This window comes from Micromonospora hortensis (assembly GCF_022230935.1).
Classification (GTDB): Bacteria; Actinomycetota; Actinomycetes; order Mycobacteriales; family Micromonosporaceae; genus Micromonospora; species Micromonospora hortensis.
This window is the reverse complement of the sequence record NZ_JAKKFE010000025.1, coordinates 47,827-61,667: the sequence shown is the minus strand read 5'-3', so window position 1 is coordinate 61,667 and position 13,841 is coordinate 47,827. Positions and strand designations below refer to the sequence as shown.

The following is a 13,841-nucleotide window of genomic DNA, read 5'->3' as shown; positions in this document are numbered from 1 at the left end:
GCGGAGCGCGGGGCGCGGGGCGCGGGGCCGGATGCCGGGCCTCGGGACGCGGTCGGGACGCGGTCGGGACGCGGTCGGGACGCGGTCGGGGCGGGGTGGTTGGGAGGCCGCCGGGCCGTGGGTGGGTTTGGCGGCGGGCTTGTCGATCCGGTTGACTGTTCGGGTGCTGAGGGTGGGGTTGACCGGCGGGATCGGGTCAGGCAAGAGCGCGGTGGCCGCGCGGCTCGTCGAGCGGGGCGCGGTGCTGATCGACGCCGACCGGGTGGCCCGGGAGGTGGTGGCGCCGGGTACCGACGGGCTGGCCGAGATCGTCGCCGCCTTCTCCGACTCGGTGGTGGACGCCGACGGCGCACTGGACCGTGCCGCGCTGGGAGCTGTGGTGTTCGCCGACGAGACCGCCCGGCGTCGGCTGGAGGCGATCACCCACCCCCGGGTCCGGGCCCGCACCGCGGAGCTGACCGCCGCGGCGGCACCCGACGCGATAGTCGTCAACGACGTACCGCTGCTGGTCGAGGTGGGTCTCGCGCCGACGTACCACCTGGTGGTCGTGGTGCAGACGGCCGTGGCGACCCGACTGGAGCGGCTGGCGCGCGACCGGGGGATGGGCCGCGCGGAGGCCGAACGGAGGATCGCCGCCCAGGCCGACGACGCCCGCCGCCGGGCGGCGGCGGACGTGGTGCTGACGAACGACGGGAGCCTGACGGCGCTGCACGACGCCGTCGACAGGCTCTGGAAGCAGCGGCTCGTGCCCTACGAGGACAACCTGCGTCAGCGGCGGGTGGTCCCGCCGGACGCGGCCGAGCTGGCCGGGGCGGACGCGAGTTGGCCGGAGCAGTACGCGCGGCTGGCCGCCCGGATCCAGCACACGCTCGGCTCGGACGCCCTACGGATCGATCACATCGGTTCGACGGCGGTGCCCGGCCTGGCCGCCCAGAACGTCATCGACGTGCAGGTGGCGGTCGCCAGCCTCGCCGACGCCGACGGGCCGTTGGCCGATCGGCTGGCGAGCGCTGGGTTTCCACGGGTGCCGGGGCAGTGGTGGGACGACCCGCGCCCGGCCGGCAGGGGCCGGTGGGAGAAACGGTTGCACGGCAGCGCGGACCCGGCCCGCCCGGTTCGTCTGCACGTGCGGGTGGCGGATTCGCCGGGTTGGCGGTACGCGCTGCTGATGCGTGATCACCTGCGTGCCGACCCGGATCAACGGGCCACGTACCTGCAGCTCAAGCGGGACCTGGTCGACGCGGCACCGGTGGCCGGCGATTCCGGCACGGCCCGCAACCCGTGGTTCGACGAGGAGTACCTGCGGGCCGAGCAGTGGGCCGCGCAGACCGGCTGGCGCCCCTGAGGCATCGGTCAGCGGGCACGGGGCCGAGGGGCCGGGGACCGAGGGGCCGCAGGTCGAGGGACGGCGGGCCGAGGGTTGGCAGCCAGTCGGGGCACGACGGCGGGCTGGAGATCCAGGTGTGCCCACGCGCCAGCGTCGGTCCGCAACTCGAGCCGGCGAAGCGACCCGTCCCGGTCGAGCCAGTAACGCAGCCGCGCGTCGGCCGGACCCGACTCGACGACGTCCACCGTCCGTCCGGCGGTGACGTCCTCGCGTACCCGCACGGCCGCGCCGCGCTGCCCGACCGACCCGGCGGCTATCGCGGCGTCGACCAGCACGCCCAGGTCGTCGCGGCCGGGCCGGGAGACCCGCCAACCTCCGGCCGGGGGCGGCAGCGGCGGCCGGGCCGGCGATTCGGCGGTGCCGCCCCCGGCATCGGCCGCCGGCAGGTCCGCCCGGGCCAGACCGGCGGCGTCGCGGCGCAGGAGGGTCCGGCGATCCGGTACGCCCAGGTCGGCGACCGCGAGGTACGCGGTACGCGCGGTCCAGCTCAACCAGCCGGTGCCCCGCAGGTTCGTGTCAGTGCCCACCGGTGCGGTCAGCGTCACGGTGGCACCGCCGTGGGCGCGGAGCCGGGCCGGCAGCCGGTCGAGCCGACGTTGTTCGGCGTCGGTCAGCGCGCGGGGCAGACCGGGGCGGCCGCCGAGTGCGTCCACCGGTCGAAGTGTCGGCCGGTCCGCGCGGTTGAAGATCATCGTGACCGGACCGGCGCCGGGCAGCAGGGTCACCAGCTTGTGCAGCCGGGCGTCCTGATCGAGCCAGTACCGGGTCTGTCCGTCCGGGGCGGGCGTCGCGGCGCTGGGTGTGCCGATGGCCGTGCTGGCGGCTGGCGCGCCGCTGGGCAGTGGTGCCTGTATGACGTCCAGTGGGCCGGCCGGGACGGCCTCGCGGGCGATCCAGCGCGCCCCGTCCGACGGTGCCGTCCGCGTCGTGGTGTCGGGGCGGTCGGCGGCGAGATCGAGGAGCAGGTCGAGCACCGGTGCCAGGTGCGCCCCGGGTGCCAGTCGGTGCAGCCGCCACCGGTCGGTCGGGGGCGTCAGTGGTGGTGCGGCGGGAGTGGGCACCGCCGCCGGATCGGGCCGGATCACCAGCACTGGACCGCTCTTCTGCAACAGCCCGCGTTCGGCGCCCGCTCCTGGCCCGCCCACGTCGAGGTACAGCAGGGACCGGGACCAGTCCACCCAGCCCACCAGTTCGATGCGGGCGGCGCCGGTGCCGGCCGTGACCCGTACGCCGGCGCGCAGGTCCCGCAGGTTGGTGACCCGCACGGCGGCCAGCCGCTTGCCCTCCGCCAGGGTCAGCGGCCGGGCCGGCTCGGGCGGGTCGGGCGCCCAGCTCAACAACCCGAGCACCAGCGCCGTCGCGGACGTCACCGCCGCCAGACCGAGCAACAGCAGCACCGTACGCCGACGACGGCCGGCCGAGGGCGGCCCGGTGGTCTCGGCGGCCTCGGTGGTGTCCCGGGTGTCGTCGCGGCGGGTGGTCTCGCGGTTCTCCGCGAGGCTTCGGTCGGCGGCGGCCCGCCGCGTGTCGCCGGTCTTGCGGCCGCCGGTGGCTCGGCGCGCGCCGCCCGCGGACCGGCCGGCTGTGGACCTGCCTCCGGTGTCGTTGGTTCGGTCGGCCCTGGATGTGTTCTTGGCGTCGTTGGTTCGGTCGGCCTTGGATGTGTTCTTGGCGTCGTTGGTTCGGCCGGCCTTGGACGTGTTCTTGGCGTCGTTGGTTCGGCCGGCCGCCGGGGCGCCGGCGGCCGAGCCGGTGCGGTGCCGGCCGCTGCCGCTGGCCGGGCCGCTGCCGCTGCCGCTGGCCGGGCCGCTGCCGGTGCTCCCGGCCTCGGCCCGGGGTGTGGCGGTGCGGGCGGTGTCGGGTGCCGGGGTCGGAGAGGTGTCCACGGAGATGAAACGGGCGGGGAGGCACCGGAGTGACGAGCAGGGGCGCTCGCGGCGGCCGGTCTGCGCCTCGAGCGCGACCACACGGGTGCGCACGCCGGACGAGCCGGGTGCTGCGACCGCAGTGCCGGGGGTGACCGGCCGTGATGTTGGCCTGGCCACCGGCCCGGTCGGCCGCCGCGAGCGGCCTACATGAAGAGGGTAGTCCCGGTGACATGGGCCACACAATGGGAATATTGAAGCCGATCACGTACCTGGCGTGACGGCCGTTCCTGTCGGACCTGCGGCGTACCGTTGATGGCATGGCGCTCGACATTCCCCGGCTGGACAGCCGCTTCCAGGTCGTCAGTGACTTCCAGCCGGCCGGCGACCAACCGGCAGCCATCGATGACCTTGAGCGTCGGGTTCGGCGCGGCGACCGCAACACCGTTCTGCTCGGCGCGACCGGCACCGGCAAGAGCGCCACCACGGCGTGGCTGATCGAGCGGCTGCAACGCCCCACCCTGGTGCTCGCCCCGAACAAGACGCTCTGCGCGCAGCTGGCCAAGGAGTTCAGCGAGCTGCTGCCGCACAACGCTGTCGAATACTTCGTCTCGTACTACGACTACTACCAGCCCGAGGCGTACATTCCGCAGACCGACACCTACATCGAGAAGGACTCCTCGATCAACGAGGAGGTGGAGCGGCTGCGGCACTCGGCGACGATGTCGCTGCTCACCCGCCGCGACGTGATCGTGGTGGCGACCGTCTCGGCTATCTACGGCCTGGGCACTCCGGAGGAGTACCTCAACCGGGCGGTGAAGATGCAGGTCGGGCAGGAGCTCGACCGTGACCAGTTGCTGCGCCGGCTGGTCGACATCCAGTACACCCGCAACGACATGGCCTTCCAGCGGGGCACCTTCCGGGTCCGCGGCGACACGCTGGAGATCATCCCGGCGTACGAGGAGCTGGCGATCCGGATCGAGCTGTTCGGTGACGAGGTGGAGAAGCTCTACTACCTCAACCCGTTGACCGGTGACGTGGTCCGCGAGGTCGACCAGCTGGTGATCTTCCCGGCCACCCACTACGCGGCCGGGCCGGAGCGGATGGAACGGGCGATCCGTGACATCGAGGTGGAGTTGGCCGAGCGGCTCGCCGAGCTGGAGCGGCAGGGCAAGCTGCTGGAGGCGCAGCGGCTGCGGATGCGCACCACCTACGACATCGAGATGATGCGGCAGGTGGGCTTCTGCTCCGGCATCGAGAACTACTCGATGCACATGGACGGGCGGCTGCCCGGCAGCCCGCCGCACGCCCTGCTCGACTACTTCCCCGACGACTTCCTCACTGTGGTCGACGAGTCGCACGTGACGATCCCGCAGATCGGCGGCATGTACGAGGGCGACGCGTCGCGCAAGCGGATGCTCATCGACCACGGCTTCCGGCTGCCCAGCGCGGCCGACAACCGGCCCCTGCGTTTCGACGAGTTCCTGGAGCGGGTCGGCCAGATGGTCTACCTCTCCGCGACCCCCGGCACCTGGGAGATGGAGCAGGCCCAGGGCGAGTTCGTCGAGCAGGTGATCCGACCCACCGGTCTGGTCGACCCGGAGGTCGTGATCAAGCCGACCAAGGGCCAGATCGACGACCTGATGCACGAGATCAAGCTGCGGACCGACCGGGACGAGCGGGTGCTGGTCACCACGCTGACCAAGAAGATGGCCGAGGACCTGTCCGACTACCTCCTGGAGAACGGCATCCGGGTGCGTTACCTGCACTCGGAGGTCGACACGTTGCGCCGGGTGGAGCTGCTGCGCGAGCTGCGCAAGGGCGACTACGACGTGCTCGTCGGCATCAACCTGCTCCGCGAAGGTCTGGACCTGCCCGAGGTGTCGTTGGTGGCGATTCTCGACGCCGACAAGGAGGGCTTCCTGCGCAGCGGCCGGTCGCTGATCCAGACCATCGGGCGGGCCGCCCGTAACGTCTCCGGCCAGGTGCACATGTACGCCGACAAGATCACCCCGTCGATGGCGGCGGCGATCGACGAGACCGATCGGCGTCGGGCCAAGCAGATCGCTCACAACGAGGCGCACGGCATCAGCCCGGAGCCGCTGCGTAAGAAGATCCACGACATCCTGGACGACATCTACCGCGAGGCGGAGGACACCGAGAATTCCCGGGTCGGGGGAGCGGTGCGTCAGCTTTCCCGCGGCAAGGCGCCGGTCAAGGAGACCCGCAGCCGGAGCCGGTCCTCCGCGACCACCACCTCACGGGAGGGGATGGCCCGCGCGGACCTCGCCCAGCTCATCCAGGAGCTCAACGACCAGATGTTGGCCGCCGCCCGCGAGCTTCAGTTCGAGTTGGCGGCCCGGATCCGTGACGAGGTCTCCGACCTGAAGAAGGAGCTGCGCGGCATGGACGCCGCCGGCGTGAAGTGACGGTCATCGGGTCGGCTCCGCCCAGCGCACCGCTCGGGCCCGGCCGGCCGGGGCACGCGAAGGGCGGGCGCTGTTGACGGCGGTGGCACCGGTCGGCGAGATGGTCCTCGGGCTGCCCGACGCCCGCCTGCGTCCGTTCGTCGACAGGTACGTGGGCTACCGGGAACGGGCGGACGTGCCACTGGTCCGCCGGGAGTCGGCGGGCGTCTTCGTGGTGCTGATCCTGGGCTGGGGCGCTCCGCTGGACGTGACCGACCCGCGTGACGCGCAGCGTGGCGTCACCGCTGTCGACTCGTTCGTGGCCGGCACCTTCGACAGGTGGTGCACCACGCGCACCGTGGGCGTGGGGGAGGGCGTCGAGTTGCTGCTCGCCCCCCTCACCGCGCGCCGGCTTCTCGGTCTGCCCCTGAGTGAGCTGACCAATCGGGCGGTCGGCGTCGGGCAGCTCCCGGGCCGTTGGCTGGATCGGCTGCGTGGCCGGCTCGCCGAGGCCCCTGGCTGGTCGGCGCGGTTCGACCTGCTCGACCGGGTGCTCGCCGCTCGGCTGGCGGCGTCCCCGCCGGTGGACCCGCGGCTCGAATGGGCGTGGCGGTGGCTGACCGCCAGTGGTGGGCGGGGGAGCATCGGTGTGCTCGCCGACGAGTTGGGCTGGAGTCGCCGCCACCTCGCGTCCCGGTTCCGGCAGGAGGTCGGGCTGCCGCCCAAGATGGCCGCCCGGCTGCTGCGTTTTCAGCAGGCCCACGCCGCGTCGACGCAGGCCGGCGAGGTCGGGAGGGGAGCCGACTGGGCCGCCGTGGCGGCGGGCTGCGGCTATTACGACCAGTCCCACCTGATCCGCGACTTCCACGAGTTCGCGGGGGCCACGCCGGCCGCGCTTCTCGCTGCCCGCTGACGACGGCCGGCCGGGGCCGGGTCGGCGACCCGCCGAGGTCACATTCGTCCAATCCGGGGCCGCGCCGCCGGCCGCAGAATCGGGTCATGCGAACCATCTATCCGATCTTCCGTTATCCCGATCCTCGCGCCGCGATCGACTGGCTCGGTGCCGCCTTCGGTTTCCAGGTGCATGCCGTGCACGAGGCGCCGGACGGTACTGTCGCGCACGCCGAGCTGGTCCTCGACACCGGCATGATCATGCTGGGTGGTCGGGCCGACGCCCGGCCCCGGCCGGCCGACGACGACTGGTCGGTCTACGTGGCCGTGCCGGACGTCGACGCCCACTGCGCCCAGGCCCGCGTGGCCGGCGCCGAGATCATCCGCGAGCCGTTCGACACCGACTACGGCTCCCGTGACTACGCAGCCCGCGATCTGGCCGGCAACGTCTGGTCCTTCGGCACCTACCGACCCTGAGTCCGGCCACGCCAGCCGGGGACGGCCGGCCCGCCGGGATCAGCCTTCGCGGCCTGAAACCGCACTGACCTGCGGAAACGGTGCGTTCGAGCTGACCCGGCCGGCCGACGGTGTCGAATGCCCTGATTGCGGTGCGCGAGCGAGCTATTGCACTGGGTGATCGTCCTGCGTAGTCTCCCTCGGTGGGGAGGCCGGGATGCCGCTGCCAACAAGTCCTGTCATTCGACGTGCACGTCTCGGCGCAGAGCTGCGCCAACTCCGTCGGCGCGAGTCGCTGACCCTGGAGCAGGTCTGCGACCGGCTGGGCTGGGCCTCGACGTCGAAGCTGTCCCGCATCGAGCTGGGCCAGAGTCGCCCTGACCTCGCCGATGTGCTCGATCTGCTGGATGTCTACAAGGTGCCCACGCCCGCCCGGGAGGCGCTGATCGTCATCGCCCGGGACGCGGCCACCAGTCGAGGCTGGTGGAAGACGCTGGGCGAGATGAGCGAACGGCAGCGCACCTACGCCGAGTTGGAGGCGGGCGCCGCCGACATCGTCGAGTACCAGCCGTCGGTGGTGCCGGGGCTGCTCCAGACGCCCGCGTACGCCCGGGTGTTGGTCGCGGCCGGCGCCCAGCTCACGCCGGAGGTCGATGTGGAGGCCGAGGTGCGCGCGAGGGCACTGCGGCAGGAGGTGCTGCGGCGGGCCTACCCGCCGCGCTACACGGCGGTGCTCGCCGAGGCCGTCTGCGACCCGGGTGACCTGCCGGTGGCGGTCTGGCGTGAACAGCTGCGTCATCTGGTCGCGGTGACCGGCCTGTCCCACGTCACGGTGCGGCTGTTGCCCCGCGGAGCGGCCGGTGACGGGCTGCATCCGCTCACACCGTATTCCTGCTACGCCTTTCCCGACCCGGCGGACCCGCGCACCGTCATGCTCGAGGCGTTGACCACCGATGTCCGGTTGGCCACGGTGATCGACGTCGACCGCTACGAGCGGATGACCGCGGCGCTGCTGGCCGCGGCGCTGTCAGCGGAGGAGACGGTCACAGTGCTGGCCCGCCGCGTCGGCGAGTGACGGTTGACCGGTGCCCGCTGGTGACGCGCCGCGCGGCCACCGGGCCCGGCGCCCCCGAGCCCGTCGGGACCGGCGGCCGGCGCGTGCGCCCGGCACGATAACCGTGGGGTACGACAGCTCGGCTCAGGCCGGTACGTCGAGGAAGTGTTCGACAACGGGCGGTCCCGCGAAGTGCGGCCCGATCAGCGCCCGCCATGTGTCGAACCGTTCGGTGGCCCGGAAGTTCTTCTCGTGCGCCTCGACCGAGTCCCATTCGACGAGTAGCACGAAGCGGGTCGGTGACTCGATTCCTCGGGTCATTCGCACGGACCGGCAGCCGGTCGCACCGGCGAGCACCGGGTGACCCTCGGCGTACGCGGCGGCGAACGCGTCCTCGTGTCCGGGTAGTACGTCGATCAGCGCGACCTCAAGCACCATGTCGGACAGCCTCCCACGGCGGTCGGGGCAGTCGGTGTCGCGGGTCTGTGCCGGACCACTGCCTGGACTCCTCTCGGCTCGGCGGAGGACGTTGACACGGACCCTAGGGTGGCTTCGTGATCATCGACTGGCTCACCGGCACCGCGTTTCGGGTGGCCGGGACGGGCACCACCTGGGCGGAGCTGCTGGGGTTCGTGACCGGCGTGCTCAACGTGTGGCTGGTGGCCCGGCAGAAGATCGCCAACTGGCCGATCGGCATCGCCAACGTGCTGCTGCTCATGGTGCTGTTCTGGACCGCCGGGCTGTACGCCGACGCGGGACTTCAGGTCGTCTACGTCGCGCTCGGCTGCTACGGCTGGTGGTACTGGCTCTTCGGGGGTGAGCGGCGCACCCGGCTCACTGTCAGCCGGACGGGGCGGCGGGAGTGGCTGGCGCTGGCCGCCGCCGGGCTGCTGCTCACCGGCGCGCTCTGGGTGCTGCTGGACCGGGCCACCGACTCGACAGTGCCGCTGCCGGACGCGTTGACCACGACGCTCTCCCTGCTGGCCACGTACGGGCAGACCCGCAAGCGGGTGGAGAGTTGGTGGCTCTGGATCGCCGCCGACCTGATCTACATCCCGTTGTACGCGTACAAGGGGCTGCACCTGACGGCAGTGCTCTACCTGGTCTTCCTCGCCCTGTGCGTACTCGGGTTGCGCGCCTGGCGCGCCGACCTGCGTCGGGCCGACCTGCCGAGCGCGGTCCCGCCCGGCCCGGCCCCGGTCACCGCGTGAACGCTGAGACATCCGGCCGTGCGCCGGCGCCACGCGGGTCGGCGCGTCCGGCCGCCGCGGAGTTCGGGCACGGGATGGTGGTGGGCAAGTTCTATCCGCCGCACGCCGGGCACCACGCGCTGATCCGGGCCGCCGCCGCCCGCTGCGCCGAGGTGACAGTCGTCGTGGCGCCCTCGCGTCGGGAGTCCGTTCCGCTTCCGCTGCGCCTCGACTGGCTGCGCGAGGTGCACGCGGACACGCCGTGGGTCCGTTTCGTCGGCCGGTACGACGACCACCCGGTGGACTACGCCGATCCGGCGGTCTGGGACGCGCACTGCGCGGTGTTCCGCGAGGCGGTCGGGCCAGGGTCGGTGGACGCGGTCTTCTCCTCCGAGGCGTACGGGGCCGAGTTGGCGCGCCGCTTCGACGCCGTACCCGTGTCGGTGGATCCGGATCGGCGGACCGTGCCGGTGTCCGGGACGGCGGTGCGCGCGGACCCGGCGGGTCACTGGCGGTGGCTGAGCCCGCCGGTGCGGGAGTGGTTCGTCCGGCGGGTGGTGGTGGTCGGCGCCGAGTCGACCGGGACCACGACGATGGCGGCGGCGCTCGCCGGGCACTACGGCACGTCCTGGGTGCCGGAGTACGGGCGGGAGTTGACAGCTCGCAAGCTGGCCCGGTTGCGGGAACGAACGCCGGAGGCGACCGTTTTCGACGTCGCCTGGGATCGTGACGACTTCCGCGCTGTGGTCCGCGAGCAGCAGGCGGCCGAGGACGCGGCGGCCCGGACGAGCGGGCCGCTGCTGGTCTGCGACACCGACGCGCGGGCGACGGCGGTGTGGGAGGAGCGCTACCTCGGCAGCGCGTCGGAGGAGGTACGGGCGGCGGCGCGTCGGCCGTCGCTGTATCTGCTGACCGACCACCGGGGGGTGCCGTTCACCGATGACGGGCTGCGCGACGGTGAGCACCTGCGGGCCTGGATGACCGAGCGCTTCCGGGCCGAGTTGGCCGGGTGCGGGGTGCCGGTGGTGGAGTTGTCCGGGTCGCACGCCGATCGGTTGGCCCGGGCGGTGCGGGCCTGCGACGACCTGCTCGCCGCCGGGTGGTCGCTCGCCGACCCGATCGCCGCACCAGACGTGCACTAGCCTCCTAGGAAGGCGTAGGGGGTGTGGCGCGTCGAGCGGTGTCCAGCGCCACGGGGTGCCCGGGGTGTGATCACGGGGCGTGGTGGGCAACAATGGTCACCGAGGAGGGGAGTATTCCCCCGCAACGGAGTCGTCAGCACGGTCGATCGCCGGAACCACGGTGCCCGACCCGGCCCCGTAGGTCGCCGCCCCTCTCCGGGGCGACGGCGGAAGAGACCTCCGACAGTCACCAGAGTGAGCGACAGCGGCACGCCGGCTCCCGCAGGGGCGTACGGTGTGCCCGACGCCGCGTGTCTGCCGGAGGAATGAACGTTGGACGTGTCCGGATTGGTGTGGGCGGGAACGCTTGTCGCACTGACTGCGGTCCTGCTCGTCGACCTGTTGATCATTGGTCGGCGCCCGCACGAGCCGAGTGTGCGGGAGTCGAGCCTCTGGGTCGGCTTCTACGTCGGTCTCGCCCTGCTCTTCGGTGTGGGTGTGTGGCTGACCTCTGGGGCCAGCGCGGCCGGCCAGTTCTACACCGGCTGGCTCACCGAGTACAGCCTCTCGGTGGACAACCTCTTCGTCTTCGTGATCATCATGGCCCGCTTCGGGGTGCCTCGGCAGTACCAGCAGAAGGTGCTGCTCGTCGGCATCGTGCTGGCGCTGGTGATGCGCGGCGGGTTCATCGCCGCGGGTGCGGCGCTGATCACTCAGTTCTCCTGGGTCTTCTACATCTTCGGCGCCTTCCTGATCTACACCGCGGTGAACCTGGCCCGGCAGGGTGAGCCGGACGAGGACGAGTTCTCCGAGAACGTGCTGATCCGATGGAGCCGCAAGGCGCTGCCGATCTCGAAGGACTACGACGGGGCGAAGCTCACCACCCACGTTGCCGGCAAGCGGCTGTTCACCCCGATGCTGATCGTGATGATCGCGATCGGCACCACCGACCTGATCTTCGCGTTGGACTCGATCCCGGCGATCTTCGGCATCACCCAGGAGCCGTACCTGGTCTTCACCGCGAACGTCTTCGCGCTGATGGGCCTCCGGCAGCTCTACTTCCTGCTCGGTGGCCTGCTGGACCGGCTGATCTACCTGAGCTACGGCCTGGCCGTGGTGCTCGGGTTCATCGGGGTCAAGCTGGTGCTGGAGGCACTGGCCGACAACAAACTGCCGTTCATCAACGGTGGCGAGCACGTTGGCTGGGCGCCGCACATCCCGATCTGGTTGTCGCTGCTGGTCATCATCGGCACCCTGGGCGTCGCCACCGCCGCCAGCCTGATCAAGTCCTCCCGGGACCGGCGTCGCGAGTTGGCCGACGCCCGACACTGATCCGTCACCGGCCGGGTGCGCACACGCGCCCGGCCGGTAACCGGTCAGACCCGGTGCGCGCCCACCAGCGTGGCGGTCCGGTCGGCCTGCAGTTCCTCTTCGATGACCCGCCGCCGCCGGTAGCAGGCGTGCAGCATCCGGCGCTGGCCGCCGTCGCCGGGGGCGGCGGTGACGATGCCGATGTGGTGGATCTTGCGGCCTGGTCGGGCGAAGAAGTAGAGATCGCCGGGGCGTTCCGCGCCCAACGACAGCGGGGTGGTGGCCACTGCCTGATCGTCGGCGTCGCGGGGCAGCAGCACCCCGAACCGCCGCCAGGCCAGATGCACCAGCCCCGAGCAGTCGATGCCGTGGGCGGAGAGACCGCCCCAGATGTAGACGACGTCCAGCAGGCGCTGTGCCACGGCGAGCGCCTGCGCGGCGGCCGGTGACACGGCCGCCGACGGGACCAGGTGGCGGTCGGGCAGCCAGAGCGGGGTGACCCGGCCGGGGACGTGCACAGGCCGCCACTCGTCGAGCGCGGGGCCGGCCGGGACGAGCCGGGTGCCGACGACGACGCCGGGCAGCACCACCGGCCCGTTCGGGGCGGCGTGCAGCCCGGTGACAGTGGCGTCCACCACCAGCGGGTGGTCGATGCTGGTGTGGGCCGGGTCGAGGACGGCCAACTGCTCGGCGGGGAGCCAGCCCGGGTAGCCGCGGGGGTCCAGCTTGGCGGCTGGTTGTTCGACGGCGACGACCCGGGCCCAGCCGTCCGGGCGTAGCTCGCTGACGAGGACCCGTTCGCCGAGCAGGAGTTGGCTCAGCACGCAGTCACCGACCTGCTGGTCGGTGTCCATTCCCGAGACCCAGGTCGGGATGTCGGCACCGGCGGTCAGCGCCGGACGGTCGACCGGGCGGACTGCCTCGGGAGAGGTCCACAGCGTCGCCACGGCGACCCGGACGACGGCCTCGCGGCCCGGTCGCAGCTCCACGTCAACCCCCAGATCGTGTCGGCTGTCCAGGGGAACCCTATGAAAGAAACCGACGGTCATCAACCACGAGCTTGCACTTTTGCTTCAGCGAGGCCGGAGATGCCCAGGCCAGGGGCGTCCGGCAGCACCACTGTCGCCCCGTCGTAGCGAATGCCGCCCTGCACCGGTGACCAGGCCAGCCACCAGGCGGCGTCCAGGTCGGGGACCGCTGTGGTGCCGTACGCGGCGACCAGACTCGCGGCTGCCCCGATGCCGACCTGGCTCTCCATCATCGAGCCGACCACAGTGCCGAGCCCGTGCGCGGTGGCCAGGTCGAGGAGGGTGCGGGCCGGATGCAGTCCACCGCACTTGGCCAGCTTGACGTTGACCAGGTCGGCCGCCCGGCGGCGGATCACCTCCACCAGGTCACGGACCCCGAAGACCGCCTCGTCGGCCAGGATCGGCACGGACACCCGGTCGCTGACCCAGGCCAGCCCGTCCAGGTCCCAGCGGGCCACCGGCTGCTCGACCAACTCCACGTCGAGCCCGGCGTCCTCGATGCCGCGGATCACCCGGACCGCCTCCCGGGGCGTCCAGCCCTGGTTGGCGTCCAGCCGGATCCGGGTGCCGGGGCCGACGGCCGCCCGTACCGCGCGCACCCGGTCCAGGTCACCGGCCGCGTCGGTGCCCACCTTCAACTTGAGCACGCCGAAGCCGTCGGCCTGCCGCTGCCGTGCCGCGGTCGCCAGGTCCACCGCGTCGCCCGCGGCGAGGGTGACGTCCGTCGGGACCCGCAGCGTGGTGCCCCCGAGCAACCGCACCAGGGGTACGCCCAGCCGCCGCGCGGCGAGGTCGTGCAGGGCGACGTCCACCGCCGCCTTCGCGGCCTCGTTGCCGACCACGGCGCGTTGTACCTCGGCGCAACGGGTCACCAGGTCGTCCGGGTCACGGCCGATCAGCTGTGGGCCGAGCAACTCGCGGACGCACGCCTGCGCGCCGGCGACCGACGCGCCGGTGACCTGCCAGACCTGGGGCGCCTCACCGAAGCCGGACCGGCCGTCGCTGTCGACGAGTTCGACGACCAGGGTGTCCACTGTGGTGGTACGGCGCAGCGCGGTGACGAACGGGGTGTGTAAGGGGGCGGAAACCCGGTGGGTGCGTACCGCCGAGATCGTCATGTGAGGCACCCT

12 protein-coding genes are annotated in these 13,841 nt (G+C 72.3%); 8 read left to right on the top strand and 4 right to left on the bottom strand.

All coding sequences use genetic code 11. The features are described from left to right. The first annotated feature begins 163 nt into the window (after nt 1-163). Nucleotides 164-1,345, top strand: a complete 1,182-nt coding sequence (gene coaE / locus NIE111_RS18310; RefSeq protein WP_238685550.1) for a dephospho-CoA kinase — start codon at nt 164-166, stop codon at nt 1,343-1,345. A gap of 8 nt (nt 1,346-1,353) precedes the next feature. Here coaE and NIE111_RS18305 read toward each other — a convergent pair whose 3' ends face one another. Then, nucleotides 1,354-3,273 (bottom strand): hypothetical protein, encoded by a 1,920-nt coding sequence (locus tag NIE111_RS18305; RefSeq protein WP_238685549.1) that lies wholly within the window; start codon nt 3,271-3,273, stop codon nt 1,354-1,356. 299 nt (nt 3,274-3,572) lie between these two features. Between NIE111_RS18305 and uvrB the strand changes: the two genes are divergently transcribed. The 4 genes from uvrB to NIE111_RS18285 all read left to right on the top strand — a co-directional run bounded on the left by uvrB (nt 3,573) and on the right by NIE111_RS18285 (nt 8,082). Further along, the gene (gene uvrB / locus NIE111_RS18300; RefSeq protein WP_238685548.1) at nt 3,573-5,681 is read left to right on the top strand and encodes an excinuclease ABC subunit UvrB; all 2,109 of its coding nucleotides are present in this window, start codon (nt 3,573-3,575) and stop codon (nt 5,679-5,681) included. Between the two features lie 82 nt (nt 5,682-5,763). Continuing rightward, entirely contained in the window at nt 5,764-6,573 is an 810-nt protein-coding gene (locus tag NIE111_RS18295) for an AraC family transcriptional regulator (protein ID WP_238685553.1), read from the top strand. 86 nt (nt 6,574-6,659) lie between these two features. Beyond that, nucleotides 6,660-7,028 (top strand): VOC family protein, encoded by a 369-nt coding sequence (locus NIE111_RS18290; RefSeq protein ID WP_238685547.1) that lies wholly within the window; start codon nt 6,660-6,662, stop codon nt 7,026-7,028. A gap of 196 nt (nt 7,029-7,224) precedes the next feature. Continuing rightward, complete coding sequence (locus NIE111_RS18285; protein ID WP_238685546.1) at nt 7,225-8,082, top strand: helix-turn-helix domain-containing protein; 858 nt, start codon at nt 7,225-7,227, stop codon at nt 8,080-8,082. 123 nt (nt 8,083-8,205) lie between these two features. On the opposite strand, the gene NIE111_RS18280 is transcribed toward NIE111_RS18285, so the two are convergent. After that, nucleotides 8,206-8,499 carry an antibiotic biosynthesis monooxygenase family protein gene (locus NIE111_RS18280; RefSeq protein WP_238680239.1) on the bottom strand — a complete coding sequence of 98 codons (294 nt, stop codon included), beginning with the start codon at nt 8,497-8,499 and terminating at the stop codon, nt 8,206-8,208. A gap of 116 nt (nt 8,500-8,615) precedes the next feature. Here NIE111_RS18280 and pnuC point away from each other — a divergent pair, with 116 nt between their 5' ends. The 3 genes from pnuC to NIE111_RS18265 all read left to right on the top strand — a co-directional run bounded on the left by pnuC (nt 8,616) and on the right by NIE111_RS18265 (nt 11,704). Further along, nucleotides 8,616-9,272 (top strand): nicotinamide riboside transporter PnuC, encoded by a 657-nt coding sequence (gene pnuC, locus NIE111_RS18275; protein ID WP_238685545.1) that lies wholly within the window; start codon nt 8,616-8,618, stop codon nt 9,270-9,272. After that, nucleotides 9,269-10,393: an AAA family ATPase gene (locus tag NIE111_RS18270; protein WP_238685544.1), complete on the top strand. Its 1,125-nt coding sequence runs from the start codon at nt 9,269-9,271 to the stop codon at nt 10,391-10,393. The genes pnuC and NIE111_RS18270 overlap by 4 nt, the downstream gene beginning before the upstream one ends. A gap of 312 nt (nt 10,394-10,705) precedes the next feature. After that, nucleotides 10,706-11,704: a TerC family protein gene (locus tag NIE111_RS18265; protein ID WP_238685543.1), complete on the top strand. Its 999-nt coding sequence runs from the start codon at nt 10,706-10,708 to the stop codon at nt 11,702-11,704. Nucleotides 11,705-11,748: 44 nt separating this feature from the next. Here NIE111_RS18265 and NIE111_RS18260 read toward each other — a convergent pair whose 3' ends face one another. Continuing rightward, nucleotides 11,749-12,672 (bottom strand): C40 family peptidase, encoded by a 924-nt coding sequence (locus NIE111_RS18260; protein WP_238685542.1) that lies wholly within the window; start codon nt 12,670-12,672, stop codon nt 11,749-11,751. Between the two features lie 59 nt (nt 12,673-12,731). Beyond that, on the bottom strand, nt 12,732-13,829 hold the full coding sequence (locus tag NIE111_RS18255) for a mandelate racemase/muconate lactonizing enzyme family protein (RefSeq protein WP_238685541.1): 1,098 nt from the start codon (nt 13,827-13,829) through the stop codon (nt 12,732-12,734). Nucleotides 13,830-13,841: the final 12 nt, after the last annotated feature.